Raw genomic sequence first — 19,665 nt, 5'->3', positions numbered from 1 at the left:
AAGCGCCATGACCAAGGTGACCGCGCAGCTGTCGGTGTCCCTCGACGGCTTCTACGCCGGACCGCGCCACGAAGGCGACGGCGGCGACTGGCTCGCGTCCGAGGAGGCGGTCAAGTTCTTCCGCGTCACGCGCTGGGCGACCAACGCGATGGCGTGGCGCGAGCGGCAGGGCTTCGCGGGCGGCGAGCAGGACGTCAGCTCCGACGTCATCCGGGAGTCGTTCGAGGCCGCGGGCGCCTACGTGATGGGACGGCGGATGGCCGACGGCGGCGAGGTGCCGTGGGGCGAGGAGCCGCCGTTCCGCGCGCCCGTGTTCGTGGTGACCAACCGGCCGCGCGCGACGCTGGAGCGCAAGGGCGGCACCAGCTTCACCTACGTCACCGACGGCGTCGAGAGCGCCGTGGCGCGGGCGAAGGCCGCGGCGGGCGGCAAGGACGTCGCGGTGGCGGGCGGCGGCACGCTGGTCCGCCAGGTCATGGCCGCCGGCCTGCTGGACGAGCTGGAGCTGCACATCGCGCCCGTGGTCCTGGGCACCGGCCTGCGCCTGCTGGACGCCGACCTCGGCCTGGGCCGGAAGGAGGGCATCGAGCTGGTCCCGACGCGCGTCCTGCACGCGCCGGACGTCACCCACGTCCGCTACACCGTCAAGGGCCGCGCCCCGCTCGTGCTGGACGACCGGGGTCGCGGCGACGCCGGGTGAACCCTCACGACGACCGGGCTCGCCGCGAAGCCCGGTGAACCCTCACGCCGCCGCGAACGCGGCCAGCCGAGCGAGGGCGGCGGCCTCCTCGCTGCCCTCCTCGGCGCTGAACACGTGCACGACCACGCCCGTTTCACCGGGCGACGCGGGCACGTGCAGCGTCTCGTAGTCCAGGGTGAGTGTCCCGACCACCGGGTGCCGCACCCGCTTGGTCCCGGCCGCGCACATCACCACCTCGCCGCCCGCCCAGATGCGCCGGAACTCGGCGCTGCGCGCGGACAGCTCGGTGATCAGCGCGGTCAGGTCCGCGTCGTCGGGGTAGCGCCCGGCGGAGACCCGCAGCTGGCCGACCGCGTCCGCGGCCCGCGCGTCCCAGTCCGGGAACACCGACCGGGACGCCTCGTCGAGGAACAGGAACCGGGCGTTGTTGCGGTCACGGCGGCCCGGGTCGCCCAGCCCGCCGAACAGCTCCGCGCCCAGGTCGTTCCACGCCACCACGTCGAGGCGGTGGTTGGTCGCCAACGCCGGGAAGTCGCCGACCGCGGCCAGCACCCGGCGCAGCAACGGGCTGACGCGGGCCTGCGGCGCGGTACCGCGCCCGGCGGCGGCCAGGGTCGCGAGGTGCTGGCGCTCCGCCGCGTCGAGGTGGAGCGCACGGGCCAGCGCGTCGAGGACCTCGGCCGACGGTTGCGTGGCCCGTCCCTGCTCCAGTCGCACGTAGTAGTCCACGCTGATGCCCGCGAGCTGGGCCAGCTCCTCGCGGCGCAGCCCGCGCACCCGGCGGCGACGACCCGCGGCGAGCCCGACGTGCTCCGGCGTGACGCGGCCACGGCGGGCGCGGAGGAACCCGCCGAGCGCCCGCCCCGCATCACCGACACCGTTCCCGCTGAGCATGTCCACGCCGTCCATGCGATCAAGTATGCGTGGCCCTCGCGGTACCAGGATCGCCGTTCCGCCGGATGAACCGGGTGCTGGCTGCCGCGCCCGCACCGGGAGAACGTGACGGCATGAGCCGCAAGAAGATCCTCGTCGTGAGCGCCCACCCGGAACCGCGCTCGCTCACCGCCGCCCTGGCCGCCTTCGCGGTCGAGGAGCTGCGCGCCTCGGGGCACGAGGTGCGGGTGTCCGACCTCTACGCGATGAAGTGGAAGGCGACCGTGGACGCCGACGACTTCCCCGACCTCGCCGGCGACCGGCCGCTCGACGTCCTGCACGCGCAGGAACGGGCGACGCTGGCGGGCGCGCTGACCGCCGACGTGGTGGCCGAGCAGGAGAAGGTGCGCTGGGCGGACGCGCTGATCCTGCAGTTCCCGCTGTGGTGGTTCTCCGTGCCCGCGATCCTCAAGGGTTGGGTCGACCGCGTGTTCACCAACGGTTTCGCCTACGGCCCGGCCGTGCCGCCGCCCTACACGGAGGGTGCGCTGGGCGGACGGCGCGCGCTGCTGTCGGTGACGTTCGGCGCGCGGGAGTCGGCGTTCTCCGACCGGGGCGCGCACGGCCCGCTGGCGGACGTCCTCTTCCCGCTCCAGCACGGCCTGTTCTGGTTCACCGGCATGGCGGCCCTCGAACCGTTCGCCGTGCCCGGCACGGTCGACGTGCCCGCCGAGCGGTTCGAGGCGGCGAAGCGGGACTACCGGCGACGGCTGGCGGGCCTGTTCACCGACGACCCGGTCCCGTTCCGCCCGCTGAGCACCGACTACGACCACGACATGCGCCTGCTGCCCGGCCTGGAGCGGCCGGGCGCGGACGGGTTGGGCCTGCACGTCCGGTGAGGCCGCCCCCGGCCCACGCGCGGCAGGGGGCGGCGTCACGTCACCGGGTGGTGCAGAGCCTGCCGTTGAGGAAGTACTTGACCGGGTGCACGTTCGGTCCCTGGTAGGCGCCCACGAAGCCGGCCGTGGTCGACTCGCCGGGCGCGAGCGCCGCGGTGTTGGCGACGGTGACCCGGGTGCCGGTCTGCGACCAGGTGGCGTTCCAGCCGCTGGAGACCTGCTGCCAGGTGGTCGGCCACGTGTAGGTCAGCGTCCACCCGGCCAGCGGCCGCGTGCCGGTGTTGGTGACCTGGAGGTCGGCGACGAAGCCGTTGCCCCAGTTGGTGGTCTCCTTGTAGGTCACCGCGCACGTCGACGTGGCCGGGGTGCGGGTGGTGAAGGTCAGCGGCGGCGAGGACCACGAGACCTTGCCCGCGTTGTCACGGGCCACCACGTTCACCGTGTACTCCGTGCCGGGCACGAGGTTGGCCGCGGTGAACGTGGTCCCCGTGGTCTCGCCCCACTGCTCGGTGTGCGCGCCGACGGTCCGGTGCACCTCGTACTTCACGCCCGAGGGCGGCGCCGGCCACGACAGCGTGGCCGTGGTGTCGGTGACCGAGTCCGCGACCGGGCGCGCGGGCGCCGCCGGGCCACCCACCGAGCCGGCCGGCTTGAGCACGACGGTGGTGATCGAGTACGGCGGCAGCGTCACCGCGGCCGACGAGCCGGTGGACGTGGTGATGCCGGTGTCGCCGTTGCCGAAGCGGAGCACGGTCGCGTCGGCGGCGGCCGTGTAGCCCGCCAGCCGCAGGTCCACGGTCTTGGCCGCGTCCGGGTCCTGGTTGATCAGCATCACGGACAGGCCGCCGTCGGCGCGCCGCGCCGCGTGGCTGCGCACCAGCGGGTCGGTGGACGCGGCCCGGACGAGCTGGTCGCCCGGCCGGGCGAACTTCGACACCATCGAGATCGCGTGGTAGGGCGCGAACGGCGTGTTGAGCGGTGGCTGGCACACCGTGCCCTCGGCGTTGCAGTTGCCGCTGGAGAGCAGGCCGAAGTCGTCGTAGTCGGTGTGGCCCGCGATCTCGCGGACCTGGCCCATGCCGTTGTGGACGTTCCACCAGTCCACGTTGAACACGCCCTGGCCGATCATGGCCGCGTACGCGTCGGCGGCGAACAGCGCGCCCGGCTGGGTGTTGCGGCCGACCGACGTGTTCACCTCGGTCAGCGCGATGTCGAGGTCCTTGCCCGCCAGCCGGCGCGACTGCTCGCGCACCAGGGCGATCTGGTCCTTCACGTGGTCGGTCTTGGTCAGCACCTGCGCCGCGGTGTCACCGCTGGGGTACCAGTGGATGATGCCGAAGTCGACCACGGGACCGGCGATCGACAGCACGACGTCGTTCCACGACCCGGGGTCGCCCGCCGCCGTGATGGCGTCCGGCCACTCGCCGGGCGTGGTGAGCACCGCGCCGATCTTGATGGTGGGGTCGACCGCCTTCATCGCGGTGGCGTAATCGCGGACCAGGGTGGCGTAGTAGGTCGGGCTCTTGGACGGGTGGTTGTCGGCCTCCCAGCCGGAGCCGTAGTGCCCGTTGCCGTAGTTCTCGTTGCCGATCTCCCAGTACTTCACGCCGTAGCGCTTCTCCACGTTGGCGTACCGCACCCAGGCCGCCGCTTCCTCGGCCGTGCCGGTGCCGTAGTTGGCCGTGACGATCGCCTGCCCGCCCGCCCGGCGCACCCCGCTCATGAACGTGTCGAAGTCGGTGTTGGGCGCGACGTAGCCGCCGGGCGCGGTGTGGTCGGCCCAGTGGTAGATGTCCGAGTACGAGCCGCCGGGGTAGCGCATCGCCTTCACGCCCGCGTCCTTGAGCAGGTCGGCGACGGCGTCGCTGCCGAGGTGGGTGTCCCAGATGGCGTGGTTGACGCCGGCGGCGGCCTCGTGCACCACCTCCAGCCCGGCCCTGGTGTTGACCGTGACGGTGACCGGGGTGTCGGCCGCGCGTGCCGGTGAGGTCAGCACGACTTGGGCGGCCACGAGCGCGGCGAGTGCCGGGAGCACGACGAGACGCGGTCTCATAGGAGGTTTCCTTCATCGACGGTGATGATCTGGGAGCGCTCCCAATGTGCGGCGCACCAGTGACCTTGTCAATCACCGCGGCACGCCCGCCGGCGAACCTCGTACGACCGGCCTACGCCCGGCAGCCACTTCGCCCAACCGACCGTCCACCGGGGACTGTCGAACGCCGATTCGCGAAATCGTCGATCGCGATGGGGACCGTCCGAGGTGGACGTGCGGGGCCGATCGCCGCGGCCCTCACGCCTCCGCGTCGAACCGCGCCCGCGCCCGTTCGACGTCGGCCATGTTGTCGGTGCTCCACCGCAGCAGCGCGTCGATGAGGTCCTGCAACGTGGTGCCGAGCGGCGTGATGCGGTACTCGACGGCGATCGGCCGCGAGCTGGTGATCACGCGCTCGACCATCCCGTTGCGCTCCAGCCGGCGCAGCGTCGCAGTCAGGGACTTCTGGGTCACGACCGGGATCTCGCGGCGCAGCTCGTTGAAGCGCAACGGCCGGCCGCACAACTTGTCCAGCACTTGCAGCGACCACTTGTCGAGCACCTGGTCGAGCAGCTCGCGGTGCGGGGCGGTGATCTGGGCGGTTTCCTCCACGACACCTAGTCTCGTTGAAGTTCCCTCCGTGTACCAGGTAGACGTTGGATACCACCGACGACCAGCGTGAGGATCTCCCGTGACCGTGCAGTTGCTCAGCCCCGAGGGCATGTTCCAGCCCGTCCCCTACCACCACGTCTCGATCGCCACCGGCACGCGGCACGTGCACGTGGCCGGGCAGATCGCCCGTGACGCCGAGGGCAACCCGGTCGCGACCGGTGACCTGACCGGCCAGGTCGCCCAGGCCCTGCGCAACACCGCGCGCGGCCTGGCCGGGGCCGGGGCGGGCTTCGCCGACGTGGTGCGGCTCAGGTTCTACGTCACGGGGTGGCGCCCCGACCTGATGGACGCCTTCCTGGCGGGCATCGCCGGTGTCGCCGACGAGCTGGGCATCCCGCGGCCCTTCCCGCCCGCGTCGCTCATCGGCGTGGACTACCTGTTCGAGCCCGACGTGCTGGTCGAGGTGGAGGCCGACGCCCTGCTCGACTGACACGCCTCGACGTCGCGCATCGCGGTGCGCGAGGTGACGCCGAGCTTGCGCGACGTGCTTGTCGACCGTGCGCTGGGACAGGAACAACGCCTCGGCGATCCGCCGGTTGGTCAACCCGCGGCCGACCAGCGCGGCCACCTCGCGCTCGCGCGGGGACAACGCCTGCCCGTAGCCGCGCCTGCCCCGGCGCACCTCCCCGCGGTAGGCGCGCAACGCGCGTTCGCAGCGGCGGACGTCACGGGCCAGGCCGAGGTCCTGGTACGTGCTGATCGCGGCCGCCACCCGGTCGGCGGCGGTGGCCCGGTCGCCCGCCCGGTGGCAGTGGCGCGCGGACAGCTCCTCGGCCACGGCGGCTGCGTGCGGCCGCGGCAGGGCGGCGAACCGGCGGGCGGCGTCGTGGAACCGGTGTCCCGCCTCCTCGGCGGTGGCCGCCAGCTCACCCCGGCACAGCTCCAGCCCGGCCGCCGCCAGCGGCGCGTCCCGGCCCGCGATGCCCTCGGCGAACTCCGCCGAGCCGGCCAACGGCACCTGGCGGCTGCGGGTGCGTGACGCGGTCTCCAACGACACCGGCTACCTCAACAGCTGGGGCCTGACCTTCTAGGAGTCCGCCGGCTCGACCGCCCACCTCACCCCGTAGGCCAGTCCCGGGGTGAGGTGGCGGTACTCCACGTGGATCTCGCCGGCCTCGTCCACCGGGTGCGGGTCGCCCGATCCGGACACCTCGGCGACGTCGTGCGGGTACGCGCCGCGCAACGCCCACACGCGCGGCGGCGCGTCGGGTTCGAAGCGGACCCGCAGGTCGAGCAGGTCGCACGGCTGCCGCGGCACGTGCACGAGGTGCGACCGCGGCGCGTGCGCCGCCGGGAGCCGGTAGCGGATCGCGAAGTCGTGCACCCGGCCGCCGTCCACCGGCGTCGGCAGGGCCAGGGTCGGGGTGGCGCGGTCGACCAGCGTGCCGCCGTACAGCACCCGCACGTCGAGGTCGGGCCGGTGCAGCGGGAGCGGCGGGGTCAGCGCCAGCTCGCGCAGCCCGTCCCGGTCGGCGACCACCCGGTACCGCTCGATCACCTCGGGTCCGGGCCGGTCCAGGGTCAGCACGGTGTGCAGCTCGATCGTGCGCCAGCCGCCGCTCGGCCCGTCCGACCCCTCGCGCGGCACGTCGACGGCCAGCTCGGCGAGGTGGTTGATGGCCTCGTCGACCCGACGGCGGACCGTGCGCGGGTCGCGGTCCATCCGGATCGCCGCCCACTGCACCCGCTCCTGGTAGAGCGGCAACCGGGCCTCGTCCTCGATGGCGAACGCCGCGCGCGTGGCCAGGCGCAGGTCCTCCGGCAGCCGCCCGGCCAGCTCGTCGAGCCGCGCGGACACCTTCCGGCGGATCGCGCCCGGCGCGTCGCCCTCGGTCACCCCGCACGTGGCGCGCAAGGTCGGCCCGACCCGGTCACCGATCCGGCCGGCCAGCACGCCGCGTCCCTTGCGGAGCGACTTCAGCTCCCGGACCAGGTCCGCGTACGCGTTCATCGGCTCACCCCCGTCGATCTCCACGGTGCTTCCCGCGGTGCAGGGTGCGTGCGGCCAGTGGACCGCGCGTGGACGGATCGTGGATGGCCTACACGCGGTCGGGACGCCGGGCCGTGCGGGTCAGCGACACGGCCAGGGCGGTGCCCAGGCGGATGCCGTCCTCGCCGAGGAACACGCGGGACGTGCCGATGCGGTCGAGCGCGTCGCGGTCGACCGCGCCGAGGCCGTAGGCCACCACGGTGGGGTGCGCCGGCCAGGCGGGGTCGGCCAGCGCGGCGAACGCCTCGGGCCAGGTCGCCGGGTCGGTCGACCGGCCGTCGGAGGCGAAGAACACCACCGGTCGGTGCACCCGCAGGCGGTGTGCCTTGAGCGTGCGGACGTCGTCCGCGATCCGGGCGCGGACCAGCGTGAACGCGGGCCCGAAGTTGGTGCCGGTCGCGGGTGCGGCCGCGATCGGCTCGGTCAGCTCCACCGCGGGCCGCAGCGGTTGCAGCACGGTGGCCGCCGCGGCGAACCCGACCACGCAGACCCTGGTCCGCGCGGCGGCCGCCGGGTCGGCGTGCACCGCGCCGCGCAACTCGCGCAGGCCCGCGTTCACCTCGCCGAGGTGGTCGGTCATCGACAGCGACACGTCGCACACCACGTAGCACGGCAGCACGTCGGACACCATGCGGCTCCTCCCTCGCACACCTTTTGCGGACAGGGCGGAGCGTGGCCGGTGCTTGTCTACCGAAGGTGGATCCGAGGCGGATTCCGACACACGGACGGCCCCTTGTGCGACATCCGCCGTAGACGTGAAGCTCGCGAACCGGGAGGTAGCGTGGAATTTCGGATGCTGGGTCCGCTGGAGGCGTGGCACGGCGGTGTCCGGTTGCCGCTGGGGGACCAGCAGCAGCGGTTCGTCCTCGTGGTGCTCCTGCTGCACGCGAACAAACCGGTGTCCACCGAGAAGTTGACCGAGATCGTGTGGGGCGGCAACCTCGACCGCCGCAACCTGGTGCGCGGCTACATCAACAAGCTGCGCAAGGCGTTCCAGGGCGTGGCCGAGGTCTCGATCGAGACCACGCCGACCGGTTACCTGCTCCAGGTCGACGAGGACCGGATCGACACCGCCCGGTTCGCCCGGCTGCGCGCGGAGGCGACGAGCGCCGCGGACGCGGGCGACGAGCGGCGGGCGATCGGGCTGTTACGCGCGGCCGTCGACCTGTGGCGGGGTCGGTTCCTGGAGGACATCGACACCGACCGGGTCGGCGGCACCGAGGTGATGCACCCCGACGACGGCTACCTCGACGCGGTCGGTGACCTGGCCGAGCTGGAGCTGGACGCGGGCGACCACCGCTCGGCGCGGGACCGGCTGCGGCCGGTGGTGCGCGCCGACCCGGCCCGGCAGAAGCACGCCGAGCTGCTGATGCGGGCGCTGATCGCGGGCGGCGACCGGGTCGAGGCCATCCGCGTCTTCCACGCCACCAAGGCCGCGCTCGTCGAGGAGGGCCTGGAGCCGGGGCCGTGGCTGCGCAAGCTGGTCGCGCGGGCCGAGCGCGGCGAGCCGGTCAGCTCGCTGCCGTCGCGGCCGGGCGGGTTCACCGGTCGTGAGGCGGAGCTGGACGCGATCGAGGCGGTCGCCGCGACGCCGGGCGAGCGGCGCGCGGTGTGGGTCAGCGGCGCGCCGGGCGTGGGCAAGTCCGGGCTGGCGGTGGAGGCGGCGCACCGGCTGCGGGACCGTTTCCCGGACGGGCAACTCCTGGTTCGCCTCAACGGGTACACGCCCAACGTGTCGCCGACGACCGTGTCGGACGCGTTGACGCAGCTGCTGGTCGAGCTGGGCGTGCCGGCCGAGCAGATCCCGGCGTCGGTGAACCGGAAGTTCACGCTGTACCAGACGGAGCTGTACGGCACGCGGACGTTGGTGGTGCTGGACAACGCGCACTCGCCGGAGCAGGTGCGGTCGCTGCTGCCGGAGGAGCCGGGCTGCTTCGCGATCGTCACCAGCAGGCACGTGGGCGACCCCGACACCGGCGCGCACCTGCGGCTGCTGGAACTGCCGCCCGAGGACGCGTTCGCGCTGTTCCGCGCGCTGGCGGGTCCGCTGCGGCTGCGCGGGCGGTCGGCCGAGGTGGCCGGGGTGGTCAGGCGCTGCGCCTACATGCCGATGCAGATCCGGGTGGCGGCGGCGCTGTTCCGCAGGCACGACCAGTGGCCGTTGGAGCACCTGCTGCGGCAGTTGGAGGAGAACGGGCCGTGGCCCGCCGGCGTGGACGGCGGCGACGGCGCGGCGGTGCGGGTGTCCTACCTGCAACTCGACGCGGCGCAACGGGAGCTGTTCCGGCTGTTCGGCCACCTGCCGGGGCCCGACCTGGACGTGGCGGGCGCGGCGGCGCTGGCGGCCCGTGACGTCGCGGGCGTCCGCAAGGTGCTCGACGACCTGCACGAGGTGTGCCTGCTGGAGGAGGTGTCGCCCGACCGGTACCGGATGCTCGACCCGCTCAAGGAGTTCGCCGCGGCCGAGCCGTCGCCGACCACGCCGACCGAGCACGCGGACGCCCTGCTGCGGCTGCTCGACTTCTACCTGGTCGGCCTCACCGAGGCGGTGGGCGCGGCCTACCCGTTCGACCGCGCGCACCTGCCCGAGGTGCACCGCACGAGCCGGGTGGTGCCCACGTTCGGCGGCAAGCAGGAGGCGACCGCCTGGATCGCCGCCGAGCGGGACAACCTGGTCGCCGCGATCCGCTGCGCCGCCGAACGGGAGCTGCCCGGTCACGTGTGGCGGCTGGCGGTGCTGATCTGGCGGCACTTCCACACCACCAGCCGGTTCGAGGACTGGGTGGAGACGGTGGAGCTGGCCTGGGCGACCGTGCGCGCCCGACCGGGCGAGGAGCGCGGCCGCGCGCACGTGCTCCTCCGGCTGGCCACCGCCTACGACCGGCTCGGGCGGTTGGAGGAGGCGCTGGAGGTGGCGACCCGCGCGTTGTCGGTGTGGCAAGGGCTGGGTGACGTGCTCGGCGAGGCGGACACCGTGAACATGCTCGCGATCTCCTTGATGCAGCTCGGCAGGCACACCGAGGCGATCGAGCGCTTCGAGGCCGCGCTGGAGAAGTACGAGCGGTGTGGTGACCGGCGCGGCCAGGCGCACGCGTTGAGCATGCTCGGCGTGCTCAACGAGGAACGCGGGCACCTCGACCTGGCGCTGCGCCAGCACCGGGCCTGCGTGCCGATCCTGCGCGAGGTCGACCACCGGGAAGGGCTGGCGCACGCGTTGAACAACCTGGGCACGGTGCAGCAGCGGCTGGGCCTGTTCGACGAGGCGCTCGCCGCGCACCTGGAGGCGCACGACCTGGCCGTCGAGCTGGGTGACGACTGCCTGGCGGCCTACGCGCTGAATTACACCGGCAACGTGCACCGGTCGCAGGGCAGGCTGGCCGACGCCGTGCGCTGCCAGGAGCGGGCCAAGGCGGTGGCGGCGGAGGTGTCCAACACGGACCTGCGCACCCGCCTGTTCCTCGACCGCGCCGCGACCGCGCGGGCGGGCGGCGACCGGTCGGAGGCGTTGCGGGCCTTCCGCGCGGCGCTGGACCTGGCGACGGCGGCCGGGAACCGCGGGCACGGCGCCCGTGCCCACCACGGCGTGGCCCGGGCGTTGCACGCGTTGGGGCAGCACGGCGAGGCCGCCGGGCACTGGGCCGAGGCCGAGGCCGGGTTCGTCGCGCTCGGCCAGCCCGAGGCGGACGAGGTCCGCGCCGAGCACGCGAGCCTGACCTGCGCGTGCCGCTGACCTGACGCGTCGGGGTCCCGGTCACGGCGACCGGGACCCCGACGGGTCAGTACCGCTGCCGCAGCACGCGCCGCAGCTCGGGGTAGACCTCCCGCACGGCGCCGTGGTTGTGCCACCGGCCCAGCGTCCGGGACAGCTCCCGCAGGTCGGCCCGCACGGTCGCCGAGTCCACGTGCGCCACGTCGTCCAACGTGCCAGCCAGCGTCACGCAGCTCTGGTCGACCTCCCCGGCCAGCGCGAGGGCGAGCGAGCGCCGAGCCCCGAACCTGGCCCGCGACCGGCGTGACGTGGCGGGCAACCGGGACAGCTCCCGGTCCAGCACGGTCGCCGACTCCGCCGTGCGGCCGAGGTCGCACAGCGACCACCCCCTGGCCAGTTCGGCCGGGTCCGGCGCGGTCGTGCCGAGCACCGGGTACGCCTCGGAGTCCGCGGTGGGCTCGTCGAGCAGGTGGGCGGCACGGTCCAGGGCGCGGTCGAACGCGTCGCGGTCACCGCGCAGGGCGTGCCCCTGCGCTTCCCGGCGGGACGCCAGGCCCCGGGTCCGCCTGCTCGCCCGGTCGATCGCCTGCGCCTGCCGGGCCAGCTCGATCGTCGCGTCCGCGTCCTGCCGGTAGAGCGCGAGCCCGGCTTCCCGGACGAACGCGTAGCTCACGATCTCCCGGTCACCGCCCGCCCGCGCCAGCTCGGAGGCGTGCCGGGTCCACGACAGCGCGCGCTCCTCGTCACCCAGCTCCTGGTTCATCCACCCCGTGTACTCCGCGATCCGGGCGGCGAGCAGCAGCAGCCGTCCCCGGACCGGCTCGGGGTTCTCCAACGCGAGCGCGTGCACCGTCCGCAACAGCGCGACCAGCGGTTCGAGCACCACGACCGGGCTGGTCTGCATCCCGAGGGAGCGCAGGTGCTCGAACGACGTCCGCATCCCCGCCACCACCCGCTCGTCCGGCGCGGGCCGCGGTCCACCCGCGAGCGCCATCCCGAGCACCGTGCCCGCGACCAGCACCTGGCGGCGGTCGAGCGTGAGCCCGGCTTCCGCCGCCCGCTCGACGACCTGTTCGCGTGCCGCGCGGGCCGCCTCGATGAGGCTGCCGCCCGCGTCCAGCACGTTGTCGCACAGCCGCGCCATGGTCTCGTGCGGCAGCTTCAGGTCGTTCTCGATCTTGCTGAGATAACCTTTGCTGTAGTGCACGCGCTTGGCCAGCTGCCCTATCGACAGGCCGGCGGCGACGCGGCGTTCACGGAGTAATTCACCAAACGATCCGGTCACCTCGGGCCTCCTGGTCGGGGTTGACGTCGAGTACACCACCGCGCCCGATGCGGCGCAATCGCCCGGCCGCCCGCGGTAATTCCCGCGGGCGGCCGGGCGCATTCGTGCGGTCACCCGTACCACGGGTTGCCGTCGGGCCCGACGGTGACCGTGGTGGTCACGGGCGGCGGGCACTCCTCGAACGACGAGGCGGACGCCCCGCCACCTCCCGCGAACACCGCGACGACCGCGCCGAGCACGGCCAGCGACAAACCGGCCTTGGTCACGAAACTGAACCCGGACTTGGACATGGGAATACCTCCACAGGTATACCGGTGAATGTGATCGAGGGCTTTTTCCGAACCATTTCGCCCTGCCCCACAAATAATTCACCAGCAGGCTGCGGCCGACCAGGCGTTGCCCGTTTCCCAGCGGCCCGGGCAACGGGCGACGGCGGCGCATCCACTCCTCGTCCACTTCTTGTCGACACCGGCTGCCGATGCTGTGCGCGACAGACCGGGCCGGCACCGCGCCGGCGTGAACAGGGAGGTTCGGTTGTGAGCGAGTACGACGTCGCCGTGTCGTTCGCCGAGGAGCAGCGCTCCGCCGTCGAGGAGGTGGTCAGGGCGTTCCAGGAGCGCGGCCTGACCGTGCTGCACGGGCCGGAGCAGACCCACGAGTGGTGGGCGCACAAGGAGGGTGGCGACCTGCCGGACGCGCGGGTGCGGTTCTTCATCCCGTTCGTGTCGGGGGTGGACGACTTCACCACGGCCGCGCTGCGCGCCGTGAAGGCCGGGGACGAGCACGTGCTGCCGGTGCTGCTCGGCGACGTGACCGTGCCGTCGGACCTGCTGCACCCGCACGTGGCCTACGTGCGGGGCACGCGGCCGGACCAGCTCGCCGACGCGGTCGTCGGCCGGATCGAGGCGGCCGAGGCGGTCGGGTCGACCGGCGCGCTGGTCACCGACGTGGTGGCGAGGGTCAAGGGTGCCGTGCCGGTGCACGAGGAGCCGGTCGTGCCCGCCACGTTCAGCCGTTACGCGGAGCAGGACGCGACGCTGCGCTTCCTGGGCGAGCAGTTCGCCGCGGCGCTGCCGCGACTCCAGCGGCGCGGGTTCGTCGGCACCGCGCACGTCGGTGACGCGCGGATCGCCGTGCGGGTCGAGCGGGCGGGCGACACCGTGTACGCGTTGGACATCCAGCGCGGCGGGATCGGCGGCGACGAGACGGTGAACTTCGTGGTGGGCAAGCAGGAGGGCCAGGCGTTGACCAACGGCTGGGCCCGGCCGGTCTACGACACCGCCGCGGGCGCGGCCGTGCTGGAGGTGCACGACTTCTCGGTGCTCGGCGGCGGTGGCGCACCGCGGTCCTACCGCCGGGAGGACCTGTTCACCGCGCTGTGGGAGCGGATCGACGCGGTGCTCACCTCGACCGTGGCCTGACCGCGAAGACGAGCGCTCCCCACCCGACGCGGGTGGGGAGCGCTTCGTCACTGCCGGCCGTCACGTGCCCGTTCCAGCACTTCCTCCAGCCGCAGCGGGCTGGGCGGGTGGTGGCTCAGGCACAGCGGCGTCCGCATCCGGCGGAACCCGAAGGTCTCGCCGGTGACGTAGAACTGGCCGCGTTCCAGCCGGGAGATGTCGCCGACCGTGCTGCCCTTGGCGCGGGCCATGTCGGTCGCCGCGGCGATCTGCGCCGGGCTGTTGAGCCTGCCGAAGAACTGCGTGGTGGCGTTGCCGACGACCTGGTTGTGCACGCCCTTCGGGGCCTGGGTGGCGAACAGCAGGCCCAGGCCGTACTTGCGGGCCTGCGAGGCCAGCAGGATCGTGCTCTGCGTGCTGGCCGTCCACCCGCTCGACGGGGCGATCGTCTGCGCCTCGTCCATCACGACCAGCGCGCCGAGCGGCCGGTCGACCGCGGGGTTGCGCTTGACCCAGGCGAACACCTCGAGCTGGAGCTGGCTGACGAACCCCTGCTTCTGCTCCTCCGACGGCAGCCCGACGAAGCTGATCACCGAGATCCGCGCCCGCCTGCCCGGTGTCGGGGTGAGCAGCACGGCCGGGTCGGTCGGTTCGCCCGCGCCGCCGAGCAACGGGTCGTTGACCATCGCGGCGCGCAACGTCTCCGCCAGGTCCGCCGCCGTCGCACGGGCGGTGCTGAGCGTGCTCACCCCTTCCGGCAGGTCGGCCAGCAGGTCGATGAACGCCGCCAGGTCGCGCCCGTCCGTGCGCGCGTGGTGCGTCAGGGCCTCCCGCAACACCGCACGGCCGCGCACGGCGGACTTCGAGCTGCCGCCGACCCCGGCGTGCGGCACCAACCGGGCCACCGCCGCCTCGACCGACGCGAAGAACTCGTCGGCGTCCGCGCGCACCTCGGCGAAGTCCGGCAACGGGTGGAAGCTCAGGGGACGCCCACCGGCGCGACCGGGCGTCCACACCACCACCTCGGTGTTCTCCAGGTACTCGGCCGCCGTCGCCGCGTCACCGGGCAACCAGTCGGCCGGCGGCTCCGGCCACGCGTCACCCAGCCGGGCCAGGTCGTTGTTCGGGTCCAGCACGATCGCCGACACCCCCCGCAGGGCGCACTCCTCGACGATCCGCCGGAGCAGCACGGTCTTGCCGCTGCCGGAACCCGCGAACACCATGGCGTGCTTGCGCAACGACTCCAGCTCGATGCGGATCTCGCCGTTCAGGCCGAGCACGACCTCCGTCGGCGACGGCGGCGTGGCCACGACCGCTTCCCGCACCGGCGGCGGCCGCGTCTCCTGGTGCCCAGCCGCCGACCGCCCCGGGTTGGGCAGCACCTCCCGCAGGAACGTCGTCCGGCTGGCGGGCTTGCGCACCATCAGCCACGACAACAACTGGTGCGTCTGCGTGGACAACATCTCCTTCAACGCGCTGAACGTGCGCAGGTCGTCGTCGGAGATCTCGATCCGCCGACCGCCGGCCTGCTCCAGCTCGGCCAGCTCGGCCCGCGTCTTCGCCCCGTTCCACCCGCCGTTGCCGTTGCCGAGCAGCACCAGGTGCCGGTTCTGCGCCCCGAACCGCGCCGCGTCCCGCACCTTCCGCATCCGGTTCAACACCGACCGGCCGTGCGCGCTGGCGATGAGCCGGAACCCCCAGCGCTCGTCGGTGTCCAGTTCCTCGTCCAACGTGCGGAGCAACCGGGCGTGCAGGTCGCCACCGCCGTGCAACTGCTCGGCCTGCCACGCCATGTCGTCGTTGCCGACCTCGTTGATCCACGACTTGAGCCCGGCCAACAACAACCCCGGCATCACGTCGTCCTCGTTGTGCAACTTCAACTCGGCCGCCGTGACCTCCGCCTTCTCCCGCAACCTCTCGAATTGCGCGTCGAACTCCTGGAGGTAATCCGCCTCCACCTCGACCACCTCCACCGGCGGCCGCTCGGCGGGCTTCTCGTCGAACGACGCCAACTCCCTGATCTCACCGTGCAAACACGCCTCGGCGTGCGCGTGGATGCGCTTGAGCAGCACCCGAGGAGTCAGGGTGACCGCCCACCGCGCCGTCTCGAACGCGTCCGGGGACACCGGCCAGGTCGGGTGCGGCGGGGTGAACTCGATGCGTTGGTAGACCACGCCGAGCCACTTCTCGACCAGCGTCCGACCGACCGCCGGATCCGTGATCGAGCCCAGGAACGGGATCTCGGTGAATCGGTCGGCAACGGTGTCGCTCGCGATGTCGTGCAGCATCTTCCAGGTGTTGGGCAGGCACGCCACGACCGACAGCGTCCGCCTGGTCTTCTCGCGCAGCTTCATCAACCCGTCGGCGATGAGCGCGAGCTCCCCCTTCAGCTCCGCGTTCGTCACCTTCTCATCGGTCGCTTCGTGCCCGAGGTTGACCAGGGTGTCCAACTGGTCGACCGCGATGACGCACGGGCCGGTCAACGCCAGGACGCGCGAGATGTCCCGCACCAACGTCTGCGACGGCTTCGACCTGGGTGGCAGACCCCATTCCCGGCCCGCGTCCGCCAACCCCTGCAAGTAGGCCAAGCCGATGTCGGCGTGCTCGGACCCGTAGAGCACCAGCGCCCGGATCGTGTCCGCGCACTCGACCGCTATCCGGCCGTCCACCTCCCGCAGGTGGCCGAGGAAGACGGTCAGGTCGTGCGGCGTCAACGTCGTCTCGCCCTTGATCGCCGCCGCCACCGCCGCGGGCACGTCCGCCGCCTCGCACAACTGCCGCAGCAACACGGTGAGCTGGAACTCACCGTCGTCGGTGCTCCGGCGCAGCTCGCTGCGCATCGCCTCGGCGACGTCGTTCCAGAACTCGTACCCCGTGGTCAGCTCGACCAGGAAGAAGTAGCCGCCTTTGCGCTGCACCATGCGGCGGACCGAGCCCAGCAGGTGCGTCTTGCCGACCCCCTTGCGCCCCTGGAGCACCAGCCCGATGGGGCTTGGTCCGGTACTGGCGGCGGCGTTGGCGATACCGGCGCGGATCCGTTCCTCCGCCCTGGCGTGCAAGCCGTCCACGTGCGCCGGAGAGGTCTCCCAGACGTCGTCGGGCGTCTCGGCGAAGTTGAAGCGGAGGGTGGCCAGTGCCTTGCGCTGATGCTCGGTCATGATTCCTCGATCGCCACCAAGTGGTTGTCCTCGCCGGCCACGCGGATCGCGGCGGCGTGGTCGGCGTCGGTCAACACCTTGCGGTTGGAGTCGGGAGCCAGGTGGACCGTGCCGGTCTTCACCATCTCCAACAGGACCGCGTCGACCTCGTCCCTCTGCGCGCCGTTGAGCTTGGGCCGCAGCTTCGCCAACCTCACCCAGTCCTGCGGCTTGACCGACAGCTCCAGGTAGGCGGCCCGGATCACCGACTCGAGGTCGTCACCAGCCCGGAAGATGTCGGCGAGGCTAATCCCGTACCGCCGCAGGATCGGCGCGACCCCCCGCAACAACCCGAACACCTCTCGCACCAGGGCACCGGTCCCTGTCGGCGGCTCGACCGTGGCGATGGCGTTCTCGCACCAGCGAATCCCGTCGTCGGTGATCCGGTGCACGTAAGGCCTGGTCGTCGTGTCCGACACGAGAAGGCCGTCCTTGTTCAACCTGTCTCGTCCGTTCACCGATAGCTTCACATTACTCTGCGCGAGTTCCGTGTTCAGCACGTCCCGGTTGAGCCGCCGGATCATGAACAGCGCAGCTTGTTCTTGGACCCCGTACTTCTTCGGCATGGTGTCGCCTTTCAGTTGATGGATGCGTCGATCCGACGGTCGATCCGTTCGAGGAGGGTGGTGATGTCGGCCAGCAGTCCTTGGGACGCGATGACCCGACCGTCGTCCCCGTGCGACTTGGACAGCACGCCGAGGTCGACCGAGAAGTCCCGCAACGCCGTGAGGTCGCCGTTGTCGAGCGCGGTCGCCATGCCGTGCACGGTCTCCTCGACCAGCGACAACCGGCCGACGGACGGCAACCGGTCCGGCACGCCGCGCAGCGCGGACGCCGCGCTCCGCAGGGCATCGCGATCGGGATCGACCTCACCGGCGGGCGTGCTCGTGATCATGCCGTGCAGCTCCCGCGCCACCCCGGGCCCGAACTGCAGGTGACGCAGGTTCCGCAGGAAACCGGGCAGGTCGTCGGGATCCGTCCCACTGGTCAACACGCAGAACAACCGCCGCTGCCCACCGTCCGGCCCGATGGTGTGCCGCAGGAACCGCTCGACCTCGGTGACCTGCCACCGGCTCAACGCCTGGTCCACCACCAGGCACAGGTGCTCGGCCAACTCACTGGTCCTCTCAAGGATCTCCAAATCCCCCGACGACGACCGCTCGACCCGCACCCCGAACCCCCGCAACTCCTCCACCAACCGATCGGCAACCTGCAACGCCGACCGCGGACTGGACACCAACAGGTCCAACTCGAAGTCCCGCCGCCGGTCCCGCGCCGACGCCACGTAAGCGTCCCGGTTGTCGTAGAGCACGTCGGTGCGGTCGAACTGCTGCGCGATCACCGCGGCCACCGTCTCCAGCGCGAACGACACCTGGCCCGCCGCAGGCGGACGTTCCTGCAAAACCGACAACTGCTCGCCGAAGCTCCAGAACGGGATGTACGGCAGCGTGAGGTGCCGCAGCATCTGGTCTTCCGCCACGTTCTTGACCAGCCAGTTGCGGAACAACGGCCCTACGACTTCCACGCACTTGCGCCGCCACTCCTCGGCCCGCTCGTACTCCACCGACTCGTCGAGCCGGGACAGGATCGGGAGCACGAGATGCCGCGGCCGGTCGTAGGGCATGCGGTCGCGCGCGTTGTCGGCCCGCCGCACGACGTCCAAGATGTCCTTGAGGTTCTGCTCGTTGGCGGTGAACAGGACGGCCAGGCGGTCGGGCAGTTGCGCGGTGCAGATGCCGGCGATGTCCGACACGCCGGTCCTGCTGTCGATCAGCACGAAGTCGTAATTCTCGGTCCACTGCGCCCGGCAGCGCTCCAGGAACTCGGCGAACCCCCGCCGGTAGAGGTCTTCCCAGTCGATGCGCTGCATCCGGTCCGTGTACGAGTCGTCGTCACGGCCCGCAGCCAGCAGCGCGAGCGTGTTGCCCTCGACATCGAGCCGCACGGCGTGCTGCTGCGGGCTCTCCGCTCCGGCGAGGAAATCCTGGGCGAGGTCGATGACCCCGCCCTCGGGCTGCTCGGGCATCACCGGCTTGAAGTAGTGGTGCAGGCCAGGCGCTTCGAGATCCCAGTCGACTGCGAGCACCCGGTAGCCCCACCGGGCCAGCAGCACGGCGATGTTGGCCAGCGTGAAGCTCCGCCCGACACCGCCCTTGTAGGAGTAGAAGGTGATGACGGTCCCTGTGGTCATCAGAACCTCGGCAGGGGAGGTGTCGGGGCGAGCACGGGGTCGGGTGGGTCCACGTCCGGCCAGTCGGCTTGCCAGGGAGGCACCTGCTGCGCCAGCGCCACGAGGTCGGCGGCCAACTCGTTCACCGCGTGGTGGAACCGCACGAATTCGGAGGTCTGCTGGTAGACCGGGTCCGGGTAGGCGAATTCCTTGAAGTTCACCCAACCTCGGTGCTTGCCCTCGGGCGGGAAGTTGTCCGAGTCCGAGTACAGGATGGGATAGATGAGCCCTTGAGGTCGATCCAAGCCGGCCAGACCCAGCACCCGTTCCCTTTCCAGCATGTTGTGCCATTCCGCCAGGCACCACGGTGACGCGAAGTACTGCGGGTTCAGGAGCTGGATCATGATCTTGCTGCGCTTCAGGGCGTGCCTCAGGCTGGAGGGCCAGTGCACCGCACGCGGCATCTCCTTGTCGACGTAGATTCTCGGCGTCGGCGCGAACTGGTCGGCCAGACAATCCTTCAGCTTTCGCAGGAAGTGGTTCATCAACCATTGCTGCACAGTGCCCCGACGGGCGTAGCTGATGAAGAAATCGAACTCGTAGCCGGACACGCGGCAAATGATAGGCACGCCGCCGGCGTCAAAAACAGACAAAAAAGTGGCCAGTTCTCCCTGTACGGGCCAAAAAGTGGACAAACACCGGCCCGCCCGCCCCACCACTTGCCGGCGATCAACGAGC

The 19,665-nt window shown here is 72.0% G+C and carries 17 protein-coding genes and 1 pseudogene; 6 read left to right on the top strand and 12 right to left on the bottom strand.

The features are described 5' to 3' along the window. Nucleotides 1-7: 7 nt before the first annotated feature. Nucleotides 8-700 carry a dihydrofolate reductase family protein gene (locus LZG04_RS00640; RefSeq protein WP_233812270.1) on the top strand — a complete coding sequence of 231 codons (693 nt, stop codon included), beginning with the start codon at nt 8-10 and terminating at the stop codon, nt 698-700. A gap of 42 nt (nt 701-742) precedes the next feature. On the opposite strand, the gene LZG04_RS00635 is transcribed toward LZG04_RS00640, so the two are convergent. Beyond that, nucleotides 743-1,609, bottom strand: coding sequence for a helix-turn-helix domain-containing protein (locus LZG04_RS00635; protein WP_233812269.1), 867 nt, complete (start codon nt 1,607-1,609; stop codon nt 743-745). 98 nt (nt 1,610-1,707) lie between these two features. On the opposite strand from LZG04_RS00635, the gene LZG04_RS00630 reads away from it, so the two are divergent. After that, complete coding sequence (locus LZG04_RS00630; protein WP_233812268.1) at nt 1,708-2,472, top strand: NAD(P)H-dependent oxidoreductase; 765 nt, start codon at nt 1,708-1,710, stop codon at nt 2,470-2,472. Between the two features lie 40 nt (nt 2,473-2,512). Here LZG04_RS00630 and LZG04_RS00625 read toward each other — a convergent pair whose 3' ends face one another. Both LZG04_RS00625 and LZG04_RS00620 read right to left on the bottom strand, forming a co-directional pair. After that, entirely contained in the window at nt 2,513-4,525 is a 2,013-nt protein-coding gene (locus LZG04_RS00625; protein WP_233812267.1) for a cellulose binding domain-containing protein, read from the bottom strand. A gap of 237 nt (nt 4,526-4,762) precedes the next feature. Next, on the bottom strand, nt 4,763-5,116 hold the full coding sequence (locus LZG04_RS00620) for a helix-turn-helix domain-containing protein (RefSeq protein ID WP_233812266.1): 354 nt from the start codon (nt 5,114-5,116) through the stop codon (nt 4,763-4,765). 79 nt (nt 5,117-5,195) lie between these two features. Between LZG04_RS00620 and LZG04_RS00615 the strand changes: the two genes are divergently transcribed. Beyond that, on the top strand, nt 5,196-5,606 hold the full coding sequence (locus LZG04_RS00615; RefSeq protein WP_233812265.1) for a RidA family protein: 411 nt from the start codon (nt 5,196-5,198) through the stop codon (nt 5,604-5,606). Between the two features lie 42 nt (nt 5,607-5,648). On the opposite strand, the pseudogene LZG04_RS42925 reads toward LZG04_RS00615, so the two are convergent. Next, a pseudogene (locus LZG04_RS42925) lies at nt 5,649-5,798 on the bottom strand (response regulator transcription factor); the annotation flags it as partial. A 70-nt stretch (nt 5,799-5,868) separates the two neighbouring features. Between LZG04_RS42925 and LZG04_RS00610 the strand changes: the two are divergent. Continuing rightward, nucleotides 5,869-6,207: a proprotein convertase P-domain-containing protein gene (locus LZG04_RS00610; protein WP_233812264.1), complete on the top strand. Its 339-nt coding sequence runs from the start codon at nt 5,869-5,871 to the stop codon at nt 6,205-6,207. Here LZG04_RS00610 and LZG04_RS00605 read toward each other — a convergent pair. Together LZG04_RS00605 and LZG04_RS00600 are read right to left on the bottom strand one after the other, a co-directional pair. After that, on the bottom strand, nt 6,204-7,127 hold the full coding sequence (locus LZG04_RS00605) for a hypothetical protein (RefSeq protein WP_233812263.1): 924 nt from the start codon (nt 7,125-7,127) through the stop codon (nt 6,204-6,206). The two genes, LZG04_RS00610 and LZG04_RS00605, sit on opposite strands and share 4 nt — an antisense overlap. An 88-nt stretch (nt 7,128-7,215) precedes the next feature. Beyond that, the gene (locus LZG04_RS00600; RefSeq protein WP_233812262.1) at nt 7,216-7,797 is read right to left on the bottom strand and encodes a hypothetical protein; all 582 of its coding nucleotides are present in this window, start codon (nt 7,795-7,797) and stop codon (nt 7,216-7,218) included. A 150-nt stretch (nt 7,798-7,947) separates the two neighbouring features. Between LZG04_RS00600 and LZG04_RS00595 the strand changes: the two genes are divergently transcribed. Then, complete coding sequence (locus LZG04_RS00595; protein ID WP_233812261.1) at nt 7,948-10,896, top strand: tetratricopeptide repeat protein; 2,949 nt, start codon at nt 7,948-7,950, stop codon at nt 10,894-10,896. Between the two features lie 46 nt (nt 10,897-10,942). Here the strand turns inward: LZG04_RS00595 and LZG04_RS00590 are convergent, their stop codons facing one another. Both LZG04_RS00590 and LZG04_RS00585 read right to left on the bottom strand, forming a co-directional pair. Continuing rightward, nucleotides 10,943-12,160, bottom strand: coding sequence for a helix-turn-helix transcriptional regulator (locus LZG04_RS00590; protein WP_233812260.1), 1,218 nt, complete (start codon nt 12,158-12,160; stop codon nt 10,943-10,945). 110 nt (nt 12,161-12,270) lie between these two features. Beyond that, entirely contained in the window at nt 12,271-12,450 is a 180-nt protein-coding gene (locus LZG04_RS00585) for a hypothetical protein (RefSeq protein WP_233812259.1), read from the bottom strand. 246 nt (nt 12,451-12,696) lie between these two features. Between LZG04_RS00585 and LZG04_RS00580 the strand changes: the two genes are divergently transcribed. After that, nucleotides 12,697-13,581: a toll/interleukin-1 receptor domain-containing protein gene (locus tag LZG04_RS00580; RefSeq protein WP_233812258.1), complete on the top strand. Its 885-nt coding sequence runs from the start codon at nt 12,697-12,699 to the stop codon at nt 13,579-13,581. 47 nt (nt 13,582-13,628) lie between these two features. Here LZG04_RS00580 and LZG04_RS00575 read toward each other — a convergent pair whose 3' ends face one another. The 4 genes from LZG04_RS00575 to LZG04_RS00560 all read right to left on the bottom strand — a co-directional run bounded on the left by LZG04_RS00575 (nt 13,629) and on the right by LZG04_RS00560 (nt 19,538). Further along, nucleotides 13,629-16,718 (bottom strand): ATP-binding protein, encoded by a 3,090-nt coding sequence (locus tag LZG04_RS00575; RefSeq protein WP_233812257.1) that lies wholly within the window; start codon nt 16,716-16,718, stop codon nt 13,629-13,631. Continuing rightward, on the bottom strand, nt 16,715-17,176 hold the full coding sequence (locus LZG04_RS00570; protein ID WP_233812256.1) for a hypothetical protein: 462 nt from the start codon (nt 17,174-17,176) through the stop codon (nt 16,715-16,717). Before LZG04_RS00570 ends, LZG04_RS00575 begins: the two co-directional genes overlap by 4 nt. A gap of 158 nt (nt 17,177-17,334) precedes the next feature. Beyond that, on the bottom strand, nt 17,335-18,948 hold the full coding sequence (locus LZG04_RS00565; protein ID WP_233812255.1) for a KGGVGR-motif variant AAA ATPase: 1,614 nt from the start codon (nt 18,946-18,948) through the stop codon (nt 17,335-17,337). After that, nucleotides 18,948-19,538, bottom strand: a complete 591-nt coding sequence (locus LZG04_RS00560; RefSeq protein ID WP_233812254.1) for a TIR domain-containing protein — start codon at nt 19,536-19,538, stop codon at nt 18,948-18,950. Before LZG04_RS00560 ends, LZG04_RS00565 begins: the two co-directional genes overlap by 1 nt. Nucleotides 19,539-19,665 lie beyond the last annotated feature (127 nt).

Origin of the sequence: Saccharothrix sp. S26, assembly GCF_021390395.1 — a bacterium.
GTDB lineage: Bacteria > Actinomycetota > Actinomycetes > Mycobacteriales > Pseudonocardiaceae > Actinosynnema.
Note: the sequence above shows the minus strand (reverse complement) of the source record. Positions and strands in the feature narration are given on the sequence as shown.

What these genes read in the sequence shown, in the direction of transcription:
- LZG04_RS00625 (WP_233812267.1), bottom strand. Translation starts at nt 4,525, where the DNA reads ATGAGACCGCGTCTCGTCGTGCTCCCGGCACTCGCCGCGCTCGTGGCC.
- LZG04_RS00630 (WP_233812268.1), top strand. Translation starts at nt 1,708, where the DNA reads ATGAGCCGCAAGAAGATCCTCGTCGTGAGCGCCCACCCGGAACCGCGC.
- LZG04_RS00575 (WP_233812257.1), bottom strand. Translation starts at nt 16,718, where the DNA reads ATGACCGAGCATCAGCGCAAGGCACTGGCCACCCTCCGCTTCAACTTC.
- LZG04_RS00585 (WP_233812259.1), bottom strand. Translation starts at nt 12,450, where the DNA reads ATGTCCAAGTCCGGGTTCAGTTTCGTGACCAAGGCCGGTTTGTCGCTG.
- LZG04_RS00635 (WP_233812269.1), bottom strand. Translation starts at nt 1,609, where the DNA reads ATGGACGGCGTGGACATGCTCAGCGGGAACGGTGTCGGTGATGCGGGG.
- LZG04_RS00565 (WP_233812255.1), bottom strand. Translation starts at nt 18,948, where the DNA reads ATGACCACAGGGACCGTCATCACCTTCTACTCCTACAAGGGCGGTGTC.
- LZG04_RS00600 (WP_233812262.1), bottom strand. Translation starts at nt 7,797, where the DNA reads ATGGTGTCCGACGTGCTGCCGTGCTACGTGGTGTGCGACGTGTCGCTG.
- LZG04_RS00640 (WP_233812270.1), top strand. Translation starts at nt 8, where the DNA reads ATGACCAAGGTGACCGCGCAGCTGTCGGTGTCCCTCGACGGCTTCTAC.
- LZG04_RS00605 (WP_233812263.1), bottom strand. Translation starts at nt 7,127, where the DNA reads ATGAACGCGTACGCGGACCTGGTCCGGGAGCTGAAGTCGCTCCGCAAG.